13 protein-coding genes are annotated in these 15,772 nt (G+C 53.0%); 5 read left to right on the forward strand and 8 right to left on the reverse strand.

Annotated elements, in window-relative coordinates; translation table 11 throughout:
* The first annotated feature begins 69 nt into the window (after positions 1-69).
* A complete protein-coding gene (locus tag ABYK60_RS13115; RefSeq protein WP_372872474.1) occupies positions 70-231 on the forward strand; it encodes a small highly charged protein in 162 nt (53 codons plus the stop codon).
* A gap of 225 nt (positions 232-456) precedes the next feature.
* Positions 457-3,558 carry an acetoacetate decarboxylase family protein gene (locus tag ABYK60_RS13120; RefSeq protein ID WP_372872475.1) on the forward strand — a complete coding sequence of 1,034 codons (3,102 nt, stop codon included), beginning with the start codon at positions 457-459 and terminating at the stop codon, positions 3,556-3,558.
* 118 nt (positions 3,559-3,676) lie between these two features.
* Here the strand turns inward: ABYK60_RS13120 and ABYK60_RS13125 are convergent, their stop codons facing one another.
* The gene (locus ABYK60_RS13125; RefSeq protein WP_372872476.1) at positions 3,677-5,329 is read right to left on the reverse strand and encodes a diguanylate cyclase; all 1,653 of its coding nucleotides are present in this window, start codon (positions 5,327-5,329) and stop codon (positions 3,677-3,679) included.
* 242 nt (positions 5,330-5,571) lie between these two features.
* On the opposite strand from ABYK60_RS13125, the gene ABYK60_RS13130 reads away from it, so the two are divergent.
* The gene (locus ABYK60_RS13130; RefSeq protein ID WP_372872487.1) at positions 5,572-6,462 is read left to right on the forward strand and encodes a DMT family transporter; all 891 of its coding nucleotides are present in this window, start codon (positions 5,572-5,574) and stop codon (positions 6,460-6,462) included.
* Here ABYK60_RS13130 and ABYK60_RS13135 read toward each other — a convergent pair.
* Both ABYK60_RS13135 and ABYK60_RS13140 read right to left on the reverse strand, forming a co-directional pair.
* Positions 6,404-6,925, reverse strand: coding sequence for a GNAT family N-acetyltransferase (locus ABYK60_RS13135; RefSeq protein WP_372872477.1), 522 nt, complete (start codon positions 6,923-6,925; stop codon positions 6,404-6,406). The two genes, ABYK60_RS13130 and ABYK60_RS13135, sit on opposite strands and share 59 nt — an antisense overlap.
* Positions 6,926-6,955: 30 nt before the next feature.
* Entirely contained in the window at positions 6,956-8,344 is a 1,389-nt protein-coding gene (locus tag ABYK60_RS13140; protein ID WP_372872478.1) for a magnesium transporter, read from the reverse strand.
* Between the two features lie 137 nt (positions 8,345-8,481).
* On the opposite strand from ABYK60_RS13140, the gene ABYK60_RS13145 reads away from it, so the two are divergent.
* On the forward strand, positions 8,482-8,976 hold the full coding sequence (locus ABYK60_RS13145) for a glutathione peroxidase (RefSeq protein WP_372872479.1): 495 nt from the start codon (positions 8,482-8,484) through the stop codon (positions 8,974-8,976).
* A 196-nt stretch (positions 8,977-9,172) separates the two neighbouring features.
* Here ABYK60_RS13145 and ABYK60_RS13150 read toward each other — a convergent pair whose 3' ends face one another.
* Complete coding sequence (locus tag ABYK60_RS13150; RefSeq protein ID WP_372872480.1) at positions 9,173-9,388, reverse strand: hypothetical protein; 216 nt, start codon at positions 9,386-9,388, stop codon at positions 9,173-9,175.
* 36 nt (positions 9,389-9,424) lie between these two features.
* Positions 9,425-11,206 (reverse strand): M1 family metallopeptidase, encoded by a 1,782-nt coding sequence (locus ABYK60_RS13155; RefSeq protein WP_372872481.1) that lies wholly within the window; start codon positions 11,204-11,206, stop codon positions 9,425-9,427.
* 135 nt (positions 11,207-11,341) lie between these two features.
* Between ABYK60_RS13155 and ABYK60_RS13160 the strand changes: the two genes are divergently transcribed.
* Positions 11,342-12,265 carry a collagenase gene (locus ABYK60_RS13160; RefSeq protein ID WP_372872482.1) on the forward strand — a complete coding sequence of 308 codons (924 nt, stop codon included), beginning with the start codon at positions 11,342-11,344 and terminating at the stop codon, positions 12,263-12,265.
* A 217-nt stretch (positions 12,266-12,482) separates the two neighbouring features.
* Here the strand turns inward: ABYK60_RS13160 and ABYK60_RS13165 are convergent, their stop codons facing one another.
* The 3 genes from ABYK60_RS13165 to phoB all read right to left on the reverse strand — a co-directional run bounded on the left by ABYK60_RS13165 (position 12,483) and on the right by phoB (position 15,705).
* On the reverse strand, positions 12,483-13,454 hold the full coding sequence (locus ABYK60_RS13165) for a PstS family phosphate ABC transporter substrate-binding protein (protein WP_372872483.1): 972 nt from the start codon (positions 13,452-13,454) through the stop codon (positions 12,483-12,485).
* Between the two features lie 186 nt (positions 13,455-13,640).
* Positions 13,641-14,945, reverse strand: coding sequence for a phosphate regulon sensor histidine kinase PhoR (phoR, locus tag ABYK60_RS13170; protein WP_372872484.1), 1,305 nt, complete (start codon positions 14,943-14,945; stop codon positions 13,641-13,643).
* Positions 14,946-15,015: 70 nt separating this feature from the next.
* Positions 15,016-15,705 carry a phosphate regulon transcriptional regulator PhoB gene (gene phoB / locus ABYK60_RS13175; RefSeq protein ID WP_372872485.1) on the reverse strand — a complete coding sequence of 230 codons (690 nt, stop codon included), beginning with the start codon at positions 15,703-15,705 and terminating at the stop codon, positions 15,016-15,018.
* Positions 15,706-15,772: the final 67 nt, after the last annotated feature.

The raw sequence follows: 15,772 nt of genomic DNA on the forward strand, positions 1-15,772 counted from the left end.
CTTGTCTTGGCCATTGGGTAAAAAGATCCTGTGCCAGAGTGGCACAGTGTTTTAGTTGGAACTAAGGTCATGTCACACTCCTACGAATTTGATGACGACGATATGCCATGGGGCGATCACGTCAAAGGGAAGCAAAAAAACAAGCGCGTAAAACAACGTCGGCGGGACACCAAGCGCCGCTACTTAGATGAGAACACTGAGGTGGAACACATCCAAAGTAAATGGCGTTAAGCCAGAGAGCCTGAACCGGTCAATAACGACCGATAAAGCGCAGTTGCTCCCTCACTGATTTTTTAAGGCAAGCCTTTTGGCTTGCCTTTTTCGTTTCCCTACCCGCAAGTCAGAATGGAATTATCATCTTTATGTAAAAATGCTTTACCTGTCGGCGCGTCTGTTACTACGCTGTGATTTAGCCAATTCGGCATGGAACTCACCAGCCTCGCAAAGGATGACACCATGGAAACACTTCGCCCCCCCTTTATTTATGGCCCCGGCAGCATGCTGATGCACTCACCACTGGTGCTTACCAACGCCGATATGTATGGCTGCTTTTTAAAGGGCAAACGCAAAAACCTGCAGCAGAGCGTTGATAAGGTACTGAATCAGGCCGCTGGCAATGCCATGCAGTTCAAAGTGCTCTCCCCCTACGTACTCACCACCTTTACCCGCATTCAAAAGGCCTATTCGGCGGCAGAGGTTGACCGCTACAAGGGCTGGATTAAAGAAACCGACATCATTACCTGGGTAATGGTGGGTCAGGAAAACAAAGGCGCCAACGGTAAATTCAGCGCCATTCATTTTCTGCCGCTGTTTATCTGGGTCGACGATGCCATGGCGCTTATCAATGGTCGCGAACTGTTTGGCTACCCCAAATACCTGTGTGAATACAGCATGCCAAACCCCGGCGAGCCACTGACCGAACTCAGCTTGTCGGCCAAAAGCTTTAAACGCTTCAGCCCCGATGAGGAGCTGGCGCTGCACCCGCTGCTGAAGATTAACTGCGACGCGCGGGAAGAAGAGCAGCTGTCCACAGTAGACGCTATCGCCCGCACCTGGCAGCTGTTTAAAGACCAAACCGACTTTTTGCCAGAACTTAACGAGCTGGGGGAAGAGCAGATATTTGAGATGCTGTTTAAACCTGCCGTCAGTCAGGTATTCCTCAAGCAGCTGCCAGACAGCGCCGGTATCGACGCCGTGTATCAGGCTATTATTAGTGCCCCATCCAAGGTGAATAAAGTTCACCGTCTGGCGCTGCTTGAAAACGACTGGGTAGCCCAAGTGTTTGATAACGCCAGCTTCCCCTTTGAAGAGGCTCTGGGAGTCACGTCCGGCGAGCAACATGTGCTGCTGCCCTACCATGTGAATTTTGATTTTGAAGTGCCGCCGGGCGAAGTGCTGGTGGATAACAGCGTGGTGAAAAAAGAAAAAATCGCCATTCTGGGAGGCGGCGTCTCGGCCATGACCGCCGCCATGTGCCTCACATCTCAGCCCGGTTGGCAAAACCGTTACCAGATAGATGTGTATCAACTGGGCTGGCGCATCGGTGGGAAGGGCGCCAGCGGCCGCAATCCTGACATGGGCGAGCGCATCGAAGAGCACGGCCTGCATATCTGGTTTGGCTTTTATCAAAATGCCTGCAAGCTGATGCGTGAAGCTTACCAAGAACTCGGCCGCCCGGCTGGCAGCCCGCTGGCCCGTTTTGAAGATGCCTTCAAGCCCCACAGCTTTATAGTGCTCTCAGAAGAGATTAACGGCGAGCGGGTCAACTGGCCCATCGAGTTCCCTTTGATGCCCGGCGTCCCCGGCGACAGCACTGAGACCCTCACCCTGTGGAAGCTGATGAAAGCAGTATTCTTCTGGGTAGTGGAATGGCTCAAAGACATGGACGAGCTTATCGACGACAGTGCCGACAGCCCCAGAGACTGGTTCGAGCCGGGCTGGTTTGAGCGCCTCAAAGAGCATCTTGAGGAATCGGTGGAAGATGCCATGGACAGTCTGGAAGCACTGGGGGAACGGCTGGAATGCCGCTTTGATGCCCTGATTGGCCGGGAATGTGAGCATGGTGCACATCCCGAGGAAGACAGCCTGATTGAAGCCGCCGTAGCCCGGCTGCATGGCCGCCTTGAGCGACGCTTTGCCCACCGCCTCGATAACAACCACGCCCTGCGCCATCTTTATATTGGCGTGGACCTGGGGCTTACCATTCTAAAAGGCATGTTTGCCGATGGGGTGTTCAAGCACGGCTTTGATGCCATTAACGAGTGGGACTATCGCGAGTGGCTGCGCCGCCATGGTGCCAACGAGCGCTACACGGTCGACAGCGCGCCGGTTCGGGGCTTTTACGATCTGGTGTTTGCCTATGAAGATGGCAACTTTGACAAGCCCAACGTGGAAGCCGGTACCATCATCCGCTCCATGCTGCGCATTGCGCTGTGCTATCAGGGAGGCGTGATGTGGAAGATGCAGGCGGGTATGGGCGATACCGTATTTACCCCCTACTACGAGGTGCTGAAACGACGCGGGGTGAATTTCCACTTTTTCAATCAGGTAGATAAACTCCACTGCGATGGTAAGGCCGTCACCGCTATCGAGATCATAGAGCAGGTAAAACTCAAAGCAGAATACCAGCCATTGCTAGAGATCAAGGGCCTGGATTGCTGGCCCAGCATGCCAAGGTATGAGTTTATCGATGACGAAGAGGCAGCACTGCTTAAGCAACATAACGTCAATCTGGAGCACTTCTGGAACGATTGGATCAGTCTGTATCAGGCCAAGTTCGGTAAGCCGTTGCCACGTAAAACCCTCAAGCTTGGGGAAGACTTCGATAAGGTCATTTTTGGCCTGTCCATCGGCGCCGTGCCCCATGTTGCCGCCGAGGTGATGGCTCACAGCCAGCCGCTGGCCACCTGTGTAGAGAAAGTGAAAACCGTCGCCACTCAGGCTTATCAGCTGTGGATGGACAAAGACCTTGCCCAAATTGGCTGGCCAGAGCGGCCACAAAGCGGTGAGGAGCCTGTACTGTCGGGTTTTTCAGAGCCTTACGACACCTGGGCCAGCATGGATCAGCTGCTCGATAAAGAAGACTGGGGCGCCCATGAGCCTAAAAACGCCAGCTATTTCTGCTCGGCCTTGCCTGTGGCGAACTACCCGGCGCCCGGCAGCAGCGGTTTTCAAACCGAGATGGATGCCATTGCCAGGCAAGGCGCCATGGGACAGCTGCAACATGAAATTGGCAAACTCTGGACCGAAGTGGGAGACAGCTTCCCCTGGGAGTGGCTGCACGATACATCCGGCGCCAGTGGTGAAGCACGTTTCAACAGCCAATACTGGCGCGCCAATGTGTCACCCACCGAGCGCTATGTGCTGTCCGTAAAAGGCAGCTCCGCCTATCGCATCACCACAGATGGCACCGGCATCGCTAACCTTTATGTCACCGGTGACTGGATTAAAACCGGTTTGAATGCAGGCTGTGTTGAGGCAGCCACCATGGCAGGCATGCATACCTCAAAGGCGATTTGTGGCTATCCTGAGCTGATCCGCGGCGAGAAAGATTTCTGATTACATATCGTCAAAACAAAAAAGCGGCGTAATGCCGCTTTTTGCATTCAATGAAAAAGGAAATGCTTAAAAAATGCTGAACAAGGTGATGGGCTAATCCGGGGCTCACCGGTTCGGTTCACTGGCTGTCCGTTGCCAGGGTATCAGATACCAATTCACGACGGCGTTCAGCCTTGTTGCTATACATAAGAGTATCAGCGGCGCGCAGCCACTCGTGGGATTTCTCAACCTGACTGTCGAGGGCATAGCCGAAACTCAGTCCAGCGCCCTCAAACCCTCTTTTCCTGAAAAAGTCATCCACCTTGGCCAGTTCATCAATAACCACATTCAAATGCGGCTCATCCACAATCAGGGCAAACTCATCTCCCCCCAAACGGTACATGCGCAGCTTTGGAAAGGATAAACGCTTAAGCGCTTCAACCAAAGTGCGCAGCAGCTCATCCCCGGCCTGATGGCCCTGTAAGTCATTCACCTGTTTGAGGCCATCAACGTCCAACAGCAGCAGCGCCGAGGGCTCTTTTACTGCCTCACCAAAGGCAGGCCAGGTTTGCATATATTCATCGAACGCATATCGGTTGCCAATTTGGGTCAGGCTGTCTATCCGCGCCTTTTCCCAGGCTTCACTGAGTTCCTCAATGTAGGATTTTCGCTCCTCCGACAGCAGCTTGAGCTTGTTGGCAAGCGCCAGCGACAGCAACAGCGCATCAGCGGTGCCGCCAGCCAGGGTGGCAAACTCAGCATATTCAATCACATCCGAAGTAATGCCCATATTTCCGGGCAGAATAAGCAGCGCTGGCAGCAGCAAACAACTAAACGCCATGATGAAGTACTTGGCCGGAGCGAAGCCCTTCATCAGACACACATTACCCGCCACAATCGCCAGTACTATCCAGGCACCAATCAGCACAGAAGCGATAACGGCGGTATAGGACAACAGCAACCAGCTGGTTGGTAGCGCCAGCACACAGGCCCACAGCAGGTATTTGCTCAGACGCCACAGTTTGGGCGAATAGCTTGGAAGCTGAAGGAAATGCTTATAGAACAGAATGTTAAATATCGGCAGACCGATAAAAAACACATGGTGCAGCTCAAGCAGATGAATATCCAAAAGCTGCGCTGGAAGATGAAAAGTAAACGCCCACCCCAGCAAATAGGTAATCACATACAGCCCGTAATAGAGGAAGGCTCTATCATCGGTGGAGGCAAAAATCAGCAGATTATAAAACGCAATAAACAGCAGCCCACCCAGGCACAACACCACAGCCACAGCCAGCCCATCGGTAAGCTGCTTGTGCTCGGTAGCAGGATTGATTTCAAGCTTGGGAATGGATGAGAAATAGCGCGATTCGACCCGCACGACCAGCCAATACTCTACGCCAAAGCGCAGGTTCATATCCCTACCATAATCAAACAGATACTGATGAGGAGAGTAATAGCCACTGTTCGCCATCTGACGACTGCCATCACGGCCAAGCACCAGATACTCGACACGCTCGGCAATGGAGTTATGCAGGTTTACCACCCAGTCGCTGCGGTTTTCATTCACCATAAAGGGCACCACCAGCCAAAAACTGCCCCCACTGAGCGGCAGACGCTTAACATCCTGATGGTGATTGAGCCAGGCTGGCATGTCATCGAAGGAGGTGGGCATTGCCTGGTCATCAGTAACCACAAACTGGTAGGGATCATCCAAGGCAACACTGGCCGTGGCCCCAGAGGACCACAGAAAGGGAAGGAAAAAGACTAAATACAGTATAAATATCCGAGCCATAATTGATTATTGTTGTTTATTGCTGCTCTGACCGAAGGGCAATCGGCCGCGGTAATGGATTGCGATTACCCTTTTTTGCCCCCGTTTTGCCCTGCTTCCCTGTCGACAATGTTTCGGACATCTGGCAACTTTATTGCTACATCTCCCTTTTTTCAATTGTAGCCAGTTATTTTCCGCAAGACGCACCGTTTAATGGGTGTTATTTTATGCCGTTGCCACCCGTTTTGGTCATTTTCCACTCAATGCACCCCATTTATCTGATTTTGCTGGCCCAGTTACTGATTGCTACAGGTAATCTGCTGATTAAACTTCTCGACCAGAATATCGGGGTATTTCAGCTGGTGCTGTATCGACAGTTATTTGCCACTCTGTTGGTGATGCCTTTTGTATTGAAATTGCAGGGCAACCTTAAACTGAGTCCTTTATACAAGGTACACATGATACGGGCGCTGCTGATTGGCTTGGGCAATGGGGTATTTTTTATCGCCATTCTGAACTTGCCGTTAGCCTCTGTAACCGCCGTGCTCTATCTTGCACCTCTCATGCTGTTGTTGATGTCAGCATTGTTTCTGCGAGAGTCAATAGGCTACCGCCGCTCTGTCGCCGCAACTGTTGGCTTTGTTGGCATTCTGATGATTAGTCAGCCTTCAGGATTTAACCCTTATCTGCTACTGGCAGTCCTTGGCGCTCTGATAAGTGCAAGCAACAGTTTAATTTTAAAACGCTATGCTACGGCGGAGCACCCTTTCAGCACGCTGTTTTGGTCCAACGCCTTCGCCATGGTTTTCCTTCTGCCTGCCGCCGCCATCGAAGGCGCGCCACTGGCTCTGGACGTGGGCGCCGTAGGGCTTTCGCTGGCACTGTTCTACCTTGCCATGACCTGGCTTGTGATACATGCGTACCGTAAGGCCGATGCCAGCCAACTGGCTCCGGCTGAGTACACAGGTTTGGTATTTGCCACTCTTTTCGGTCTGTGGTTTCTGGGGGAATCGCCCAATTTCCTGAGTGTCGCCGGCACTATCATAGTGCTGTGGTCAGCGGTGCTGCCAGTGTATCCGGAACTTAAGAGTACATTCAGGGCCTGGCGGGCACGGGAAGTCTCGCGCCAATCACAGGGGCCATCAAAGCGCTGATGTCCAGATCATCGGCGAGGAGCATCACATACCAACCTATGGTGTTTCCGGTACCACGAATGCTGAGATAGTCACCAAAAAACTGCCAGCCGGCCTTAAGCAGATTGTCGCGGCTGGCACTGTTTTCTGCCCTGACCGTGGCCCATAAAAGCTTAATGCCAGCTTGCCGCGCCCATTGAATGCGCGCCTGGGTCAGTAACGCTGCTATCCCCCTGCGCCGATAGGCCTTGGCAACCACAAGGTAACCAAGCTCTGCCACTTCACCAACGCCCGCTTTGACAGCACCGCAGCCCGCCAGCACATCGCCGTCCCAGGCCAGCATCAGCAGCCGCGCTTGCCTGAGTGCCCCATGATCCAGCGGATGGTGATTGTCGTCGCGACTGTCAATCAGCGCAGCCGCGGCAGAAAAATCGGTAGTGGTCGAGGCAGGCCTTAGTTGCAGACTGTGTGCGGGATGAGTCATAGATATTGGCCGTTCATCGAACTGGAGCGATCACAGGAACAGAATACTGGCCAGACCGAGGAAGCTGAAAAAGCCCACTACGTCAGTCACTGTGGTCAGAATAACCGAACCGGACAGCGCCGGATCCTGTTCCATTTTTTGCAATATCATCGGGATAATCACCCCAGCCCCAGCCGCCACCAGCATATTCACCAAAATGGCACAGCCAATAGCGATACCAATAATCTGATCGTTAAACCACCAGGCCGATACCAAACCGATGACAATGGCCCAGAGCACGCCATTGAGGGCTCCGATACCAAGCTCGTTCTTCATCAGTGACCAGAGGTTACCGGCTGAAATCTGCCCCATGGCCATGCCGCGGATCATCAGTGTCAAAGACTGACTGCCAGCGATACCGCCCATGGAAGCGACAATCGGCATCAGCACCGCCAAAGCAACCACCTGTGACAACACACTCTCAAACAGGCCTATGGTGGCCGATGCCAGAAATGCCGTCAGCAGGTTAATACCCAACCAGACCGCGCGGCGGCGGGCACCTGTCACTATGGGGGCGAACAAGTCATCGGTTTCGCCCATACCGGCGGACGCCATCAACTGGGATTCATAGTGCTCACGCACCAACTCAGTGGCCTGTCTCAGGGTAACGCGGCCGATAAGGCCCCCTTCTTCATCCACTACAGGCAGTTCCACTTCACGGCTGTGCTCGAGCAGCTCCGCCGCATCCATCAAGGACGCATCGGCACTGATGGCACGGCTGTCTTCATCCAACAAACTTAACAATGGCGCATCCGGGCTTGAGCGAAACACGTCATAGCGACTTACTGCACCACGGTACAACTCTTGTTCATCAACCAAAAACAGCGAATCGTTACAGTCAAGTTCAATCCGGCGAAAGAAGCGCTGGGCCTGCCCAACGGTAGCCTTGGTAGACAACACCAGCATCTGGTGGTCGGCATAACGACCAATTTCATTTTCAGAATATTGATTATAAAGCTCGAAGTGTTGACGCTGACGCTCACCCATCTGAGCCAGCGCACGGTCAGTGAAGCTTTCGGGGAGATAGTCACTCCACTCGATAAGATCTTCAGGGCTTAGCTGGGCAAACAGCATGTCGATTTCTTCGTCGGGCATGCGTTTCAAAATGCCCATACGAGGATCGGCGCGCATCAGGCTAAGCACTTCAACCCTGTCGCCAAACTCAATCTGCTGCCAGCGCTCGTAACGTGCTTCCAACGGCAATGCTTCCAGCAATACCGCCACTGTGCCGGGCTCAACCTCTTCCAGAATTTCCGAAAACACCTCGGCCTGCGCCTCGCCAAAGGCACCTGTCAGTTGCTGAACAACTTGCCCCACTTCATTTTGTGGGGCCAGGTTGGGTTCTTGCTCGGGGATTTGTTCAGTCAAGGCGTTGTCCATCCGTTACATCTTGTGGCTGACTATATTGGGATTCAAAGGTGATCGCAACCGAGCAATTATATTGCGCACAATTTGTTTGCACGCAAGCATAGATAGCGCTACAATGACATCGATGATTATTTAAACGGACACACACCATGAGCCAGATTTACGATATTTCTCTGACCGGCATTGCCGGTGACAGTCGCACCCTGAACGACTACCGTGGCAAGGTGCTCCTGATTGTGAACACCGCGAGCAAATGTGGTTTTACCCCTCAGTATCAAGCGCTTGAAAATCTTTATCGCAAGTATCAGTCCCAAGGGCTGGAAATTCTCGGTTTCCCCTGCAACCAGTTCGGTGCCCAGGAGCAAGGCAGTGAGGCAGAAATTGCCCAGTTCTGTGAATTGAATTTCGGCGTGAGTTTCCCGCTGTTTTCCAAAATCGACGTGAACGGTGATAAGACCCATCCACTGTTTGTGCATCTGAAAAAAGCAGCACCGGGCATGCTTGGCAGCCAATCCATTAAGTGGAACTTCACCAAATTCTTGATTGGCCGTGATGGCAAGGTGCGGGACAGATTTGCCCCAACCACAGATCCCGCCAAGCTTGAAAAAGATATTGAAGCCCTGCTGGCAGAAAAGACAAATTAAAATCCATTTGAATTCATATGGATAAAATTTTTTGATTTTTTTATCGGTTTCGGTGGAACTTTTTACCGCACGGGGAGCTCAAACATAGTGAACATTGAAATGGGTTTTCGTGTTCATCATTCTCCCTGGGACTTCTAGCGCAGTCCCCTTGGTCCACTGAAGGATCGCAGGGCAACCTCCCCCAGGTTGCCTTTTTTTATGCCCCGTTTTCGCTTTTTTTGAAAAAATAAAAAAATTTAGAATATTTTTGCCCTTTGGCTGAACTTCTTAAATAAGCACGGGTCAGATACTGTGAACTGAATTTTTGCAGCCGGCTTAGCCGGCAGCTGCATGGGTAACGTTCATCATCATTCTCCCTTTCAGCATCAGCTTGTTTTGCTGGCGCATATGGCAAGCTTACTGACTTGAACATTTCGGGCAACCTCATGGTTGCCCTCTTTTTTTACTCTCAGTTAGTCTTTAACAGCTTGTCCAATTGCACCCTGAGTGACGGGTGATAAGTCTCACGGGCCCGTCGGTAAATCGCCCCCAGTTCATTCTGATACCCTGCGACTTGCAGCTCGGCAAATAGCGGCCTGACAAACTTGGCCCGGCCAATGCGACACAAAAAGGTTTCCACTTGTCCCAGCGCCGGATCGAAATGGTTACGAATAGCGACTCTGAGCCAGTCACAAGCAATTTCAGCATTGGCTGAATTGCCAAGGTCAAAAACGTCATCAAGCTCCAGTAATCGTGCCTGAGGAAGGTGCTCCGGCAACCCCGCAAGAAAATACTGCCAATGCTGTACCCGCCATGTCTGAGTGTCATTCCTGGTCAGGGCAGCGCCGCCGCGCCAGCGCTCAAGGGCACAATCAACTTTATTCAGGCTGGTTGACGTTGGCGCTGTGAACATATCTGGCAGGCCTTCTGCGTAAATCCACTCCAGCAGCTCAGCCTCGGTTAGCTTATCGGCATGGTCTTGCAGCAGAGTTTGGCTGGCATACTCGACAAAATCCTCAGTGGTGATAGCGACAAAGGCATATTTTTCTATATAGCGGCGCAGGAAGGCATCGAAATCCTGCCGGCCCAGCCGTACCTCAAGGAAGTGCACAAACATCGATGCCTTATCGTAGGTAAAGCGGTTAAAGGCGGCATTGGGATCGTCTGTTTGCAGATTGGCAGGTAAGGTCTGGCGCGCACTGGGCATACCTGTCATCTCTTCCTGCAAACGGCCATACTCAATCATCAGCTCAAGCTCAGCCTGCTCCTTGCCATACACGGCTTCCACAATCCGATTGGTAAAGTAGGTGGTAAAGCCCTCGTTGAGCCACAAGTCGCGCCAGGTCGCGTTACTGACCAGATTACCTGTCCAGGAGTGCGCCAGTTCATGGGCCACGGTGGAGACCAGACTTTTGTCAGTGGCTATCAGCGTGGGAGTCAAAAATGCCAGGCAGGGGTTTTCCATGCCGCCGAAAGGAAAACTGGGCGGCAAAATCAGCATGTCATAGCGCCCCCAGGCATAAGGCCCCAGAATCGATTCGGCCATCTGCATCATGGCTTCAATATCATCAAACTCTTTGGCCGCGAGTTTCGCCGTTTCAGGCTCGGCAAACACGGCACTGCGCGGTCCCACCTCAATGCGCTCAATCTCGCCGGCGGCTATGGCCAGCAAATGCGTTGGCATGGGTTTATCCATCACAAACCGGAATACACCATCATCGGGCAAATCCGGTGCATTCAGCGCACTCATCACCACTCGGCAGTCACGGTTTGCCTGCACCCGGGCATCAAAGGTGACTCTGGCCTTCGGCGAATCCTGCAGCGGTATCCAGCTGCGGGCATTGATGGGCTGAGATTGAGAAAACAAAAACGGCTTGCCGCTTTGGGTTTGCGGGCCATCGAGCCACTGCAGCCCTTGGGCATCGGGACTGGTGCGATAATGAATCGTCACGGCCGTCACTGCGCTGTCGATGCCAATGGTGAGTGGCTGGCCGAGAATCGGATCCTGCTCGCCAAGTGCCCAGTCGAGCGAGTGACCCTGATTGTCGACTATCTGCAAAATGGTCAGCGCACGGCAATCCAGAATCAGCTTTTTCACCAGCGGCTCCCGCGACATCAGCGACAGCCGGGCACACCCCTCCAGAGTGCAGGTATCAAAATCAATATTCACATCAAGCGCAAGGTGCGTAACCTGCACCTCATCGGTGTTGGCAAAGGAATGATAATCCCGCCGATTGTCCCACTGCTGCATAAGGTTTCCCATTAGCCAATTTACCCAAGTATGCCTATCCAAACTTAGTCAACCAAGCGGCAGCACCGTGAAAGATTGACAAATTATCTCACCAAGGCATTATTTGCATACAATATCCACAAATGAAATTCCATCATGCGCGCCTTTGCCGTTTCACTCCCAAGCTTGTTTGTCGGCTCCTTGCTGGCGTTGCCGTCGTTTGCCACCAGCCCGTTACCGGTTGATGCCGTCCTGAAAACCCAGCATCAATGCAGCCCTACCCTGATTATCCGCGCCCAGGCACTGACCAAGGCGCAGATTAAAGACGCCTGCCAGATGCTGAGCCAACAGGAAGCCAAGTTCCATCAACTGCTCAACACCCACAACAGCCCGGTAAAGCACGACAATAACACCGCCATGCGTGCCAATATCTACGCCGATGCCGACGCCTACCGCACCTATGTGACCGCACACTTCAATGTGCCCAGCGATAACGGCGGCATGTATCTGGAAGGCTTGCCGGACACCCCCGGCAATCAGGCCGAATTTGTGGCCTATCAGAAAAACGGTGCCATCTGGAACCTGCGCCACGAATACGTGCACTATCTGGATGGCCGCTTTAATTTGTATGGCGATTTCTGCGCTTCGCTGCACGACTCCCACAGTGCCCCCGAATACTGCCCCAAGCCGGCCCCGGCGCTGCCCCACCTGGTGTGGTGGTCAGAAGGCCTTGCCGAATATCTGGCTCAGGGGGACAACAACATTGCCGCAGCCGAGCATGCTGCCAAGGGGACCTATCGCCTTAGTGAGATTTTCAACACCAGTTACGAGCACAACGGCGGCAGTGACCGCATCTATCGCTGGGGCTACCTGGCGGTACGTTTTATGATGGAGCACCACAGAGACAAGCTGGAGACCATGCTGGGCTTTACCCGCAAGGGCGATTACCCTCGTTATCAGGCACTGGTGCGTGAGTGGGGAACCAGTATGGATGATGAGTTTTCCCTATGGCTGAAAAAAATTGCAAAAAATGTGCAAACAGCGGGAACTAACTCCGAAAAGGCGAGTCTGAATTATTGAACCGAGTTTTTCATCGTTCATCATCATCCTCCTTTTTGATGGTTTCTAGCGCAGCCATCCTTAGTGTTAAAACTGAATTGGAAAGACACTTCTCCGGCTCCCATTGGGAGCCATTTTTTTATGTCTGGGTTTAGCCTTGCGAACGCACTGCACCTCAATCTTCCCCCCCCCTAAACGCAAAAAGCCTCCCGAAGGAGGCCTTTTCTGCGAGCTGGAATTACAGGCGGATACCCACTTTTTCCAGATCTTTGGCAGTTACGCTGTTTGGCAGTGGCACGTAACCGTCTTTCTCAACAATCTGCTGCCCCTGCTTGGACAGGATGAAGCGGACGAACTCACGTTCCATTGGAGACAGGTCTTTGTTCGGGTGCTTGTTGATATAAACGTAGAGGTAACGAGACAGTGGGTAAGTACCATTGGCTGCGTTTTCTACCGTGGCATCTACAAAGCTGTCGCCTTTCTTGGCCAGGGCTACCGCTTTCACACCGGCAGTCTTGTAACCGATACCAGAGTAACCGATAGCATTCAGTGACTGAGACACAGACTGCACCACAGAAGCAGAGCCGGGCTGCTCGTTTACGTTGGCCTTAAAGTCGCCTTTACAAAGGGCGTTCTTCTTAAAGTAACCGTAGGTACCGGATACTGAATTGCGGCCGTACAGCTGGACGTCTTTGGCCGCCCAGTTACCATCCAGACCCAAGTCGCCCCAGCGCTGAACATCGCTGCCGCCGCACTTATGGGTAGAAGAGAAGATGGCATCAACCTGCTCAATGGTCAGCCCCTGGATTGGGTTGTCCTTGTGCACGAATACCGCCAGCGCATCGATGGCTACCCGAATCGCAGTTGGCTGGTAACCGTAGTGCTTTTCGAAAGCTTCGATTTCATTGGGCTTCATCTTGCGGCTCATTGGGCCGAACTGAGACGTGCCTTCAGTCAGGGCTGGTGGCGCAGTAGAAGAACCGGCAGCCTGAATTTGGATGTTCACATTGGGGTAAACGGTTTTGAACTCTTCGGCCCACAGGGTCATCATGTTGGCCAGGGTATCAGAACCGACAGAAGACAGGTTACCAGACACGCCACTGGTCTTTTCATAAGTAGGCAGTGCAGGGTCCAGTGCAGCCGAGGCGGCAGCGGTGAATAAACCGGCGGCGGTCAGGGTCATGGCGCCGACAAGCTGTTTCAGTTTCATAATTGCTCCAGTGTTGAACCATTTTTGTTTAGACGCAGCCAGTATCAACTGCCACGATGACAAGTCTATGACCTTGATGTGACACTTGCATGACAGTGGCACTTTTAGTTCAGATTTTTGAAAAGTACTTTTTTATCAAAAAGAAAGACAGGCTATTGCCTGTCTTTCTTTGTTTATGGAATGGCATTATTGACCGTTTTGTTGCTCCAGCAGATGCTGAGGGATCACAAAGCCGAAGATACTGCCCTTACCCAGCTGACTGCTGACATACAGTTCGGTGTGATGGTGGGCCAGCGCATGCTTTACAATCGCCAGACCCAGGCCGCTGCCACCGGTGGCGCGGGAGCGGGCACTGTCGACCCGGTAGAAGCGTTCAGTCAACCGACCAATATGCTGGGGCGCAATTCCCTCACCATTATCTTCCACCTGAAAGCGACCGCCGGTGGCAATGAGCCGCCAGCTGACTTTGATAATGCCCCCCGGCGGAGTGTAACGGATGGCGTTGGACACCAGATTAATACAGGCGCTGCGCAGCAGCACCTCATTACCATGGGCATTCAGCCCCGGTTGAATATCAAACTGCAAGCTGTACTCACCCTGAGCCAGTGCCTCAGCTTCATCTTTAATGTTACCCATCAGCGCCGCCATGTTGACTGTGTTTTCAAGGTCAACATCGGTGGCATCTTCGATGCGCGACAGGGTCAAAAGCTGCTCTACCATCGACTGCATCCGCCGGGTTTGCTGCTGCATCAGCGCCAACGGCTTGGCGTTGATGTCATCAGGCTCAGTCATGCTCTGCATCATCTCAAGGTAACCCTGCAGCACAGTGAGCGGGGTTTTGAGTTCATGGGATACGTTGGCCACAAACTCTTTGCGCATCCCTTCCAGCTGGCGAATACGGGTGATGTCACGGGCAATGAGCAGCATCTGCCTGTCACCGTACTTCATCAGCCGCAACTCAAGCTGACGCTTATCTGATACCGGCGAGGGCAGCTCCAACGGCTCATTAAAATCGTGATTTTTCAGGTAAGCCGCAAAATCCGGGTGGCGGATAAGATTATCGATGCGCTGGCCATTGTCCTTGGGCCACACTAGCCCGAGCATCAGTTGTGCCAGCTTATTGCACCAAAGGATATTCTTGTCGGAGTCCAGCACCACAGCGGCATCGGGCAATGCTTCGGCGCCCTGACGGAATCGGCCAAGCAAACCCGCCAATTGAGAAACCCTGCGACGATTTTTACCCTGAAGCCGATAAATGCCGTTGAAAATCCCTTCCCAGCTGCCACTGCCCTGGGGCGGCGTGAGGCGGCGGTCATGCCACAGCCAATGGGTCAGGCGGCCTAACTGACGATAATGCCAGATAAGCAGCACCACGCAGCCAATCAGCAGCGTCCACAGCACCTGTCCAAACAGCAGGCCCAGTGCCAGGGTAACTAACAGGTAAATCATCAGCCTGGAGGCCAGGCGATACCCTGAATAGGAATCGAACATAAAGATGTCCAGCTAAGGGGTCCGTTGGAAGCACAAGATACCCTATAGGGCTTCCTGTGCCTATGGCGGACTACACCCGGGTGGAAAAACGGTAGCCGGCACCGCGGACTGTTTGAATAAGACGATCGTGACCAGAAGGCTCTACTGCCTTTCGCAGACGACGGATGTGTACATCCACGGTTCTGTCTTCCACGTACACGTTAGTGCCCCACACGTTGTCCAGCAACTGCTCACGGCTGTACACCCGCTCAGGGTGGGTCATGAAGAAGTGCAACAACCTGAACTCGGTCGGCCCCATCTCCAGCACTGTATCTCCGGCGGTGACGCGGTGGCTGACCGGATCCAGGCTAAGCCCCTGCACATCAATGGTTTCTTCCAGACGGGTAGGCGCTGCGCGGCGCAGTACCGCCTTAATGCGGGCCACCAGTTCCTTGGGCGAAAATGGCTTGGTGATATAATCATCTGCACCCACTTCCAGGCCCTTGACCTTATCTTCTTCTTCGCCACGGGCGGTGAGCATGATTACCGGGATCTGGCGGGTAAACTCGTCCTGCTTGAGACGCTTGGCCAGCTGGATGCCACTGCCACCGGGGAACATCCAATCGAGCAGGATGAGGTCCGGGTATGGCTCGGCAAGCTGAGACAGCGCCGAATCAAAGTCTTCGGCAACCGTGGTAATGAAACCGTGCTGTTCCATCACAAAAGTCAGCATCTCGCGGATGGCCAACTCATCTTCAACAATCAAAATCCTTGCAGTCATAAGCGGTTTTCTGTCAGTGAATGTCCACGCTGAACATTATTGGTCAGTTTTGTGACAAAAATATGAA

The sequence above is a fragment of the Shewanella sp. genome (assembly GCF_041630135.1).
GTDB lineage: Bacteria > Pseudomonadota > Gammaproteobacteria > Enterobacterales > Shewanellaceae > Shewanella.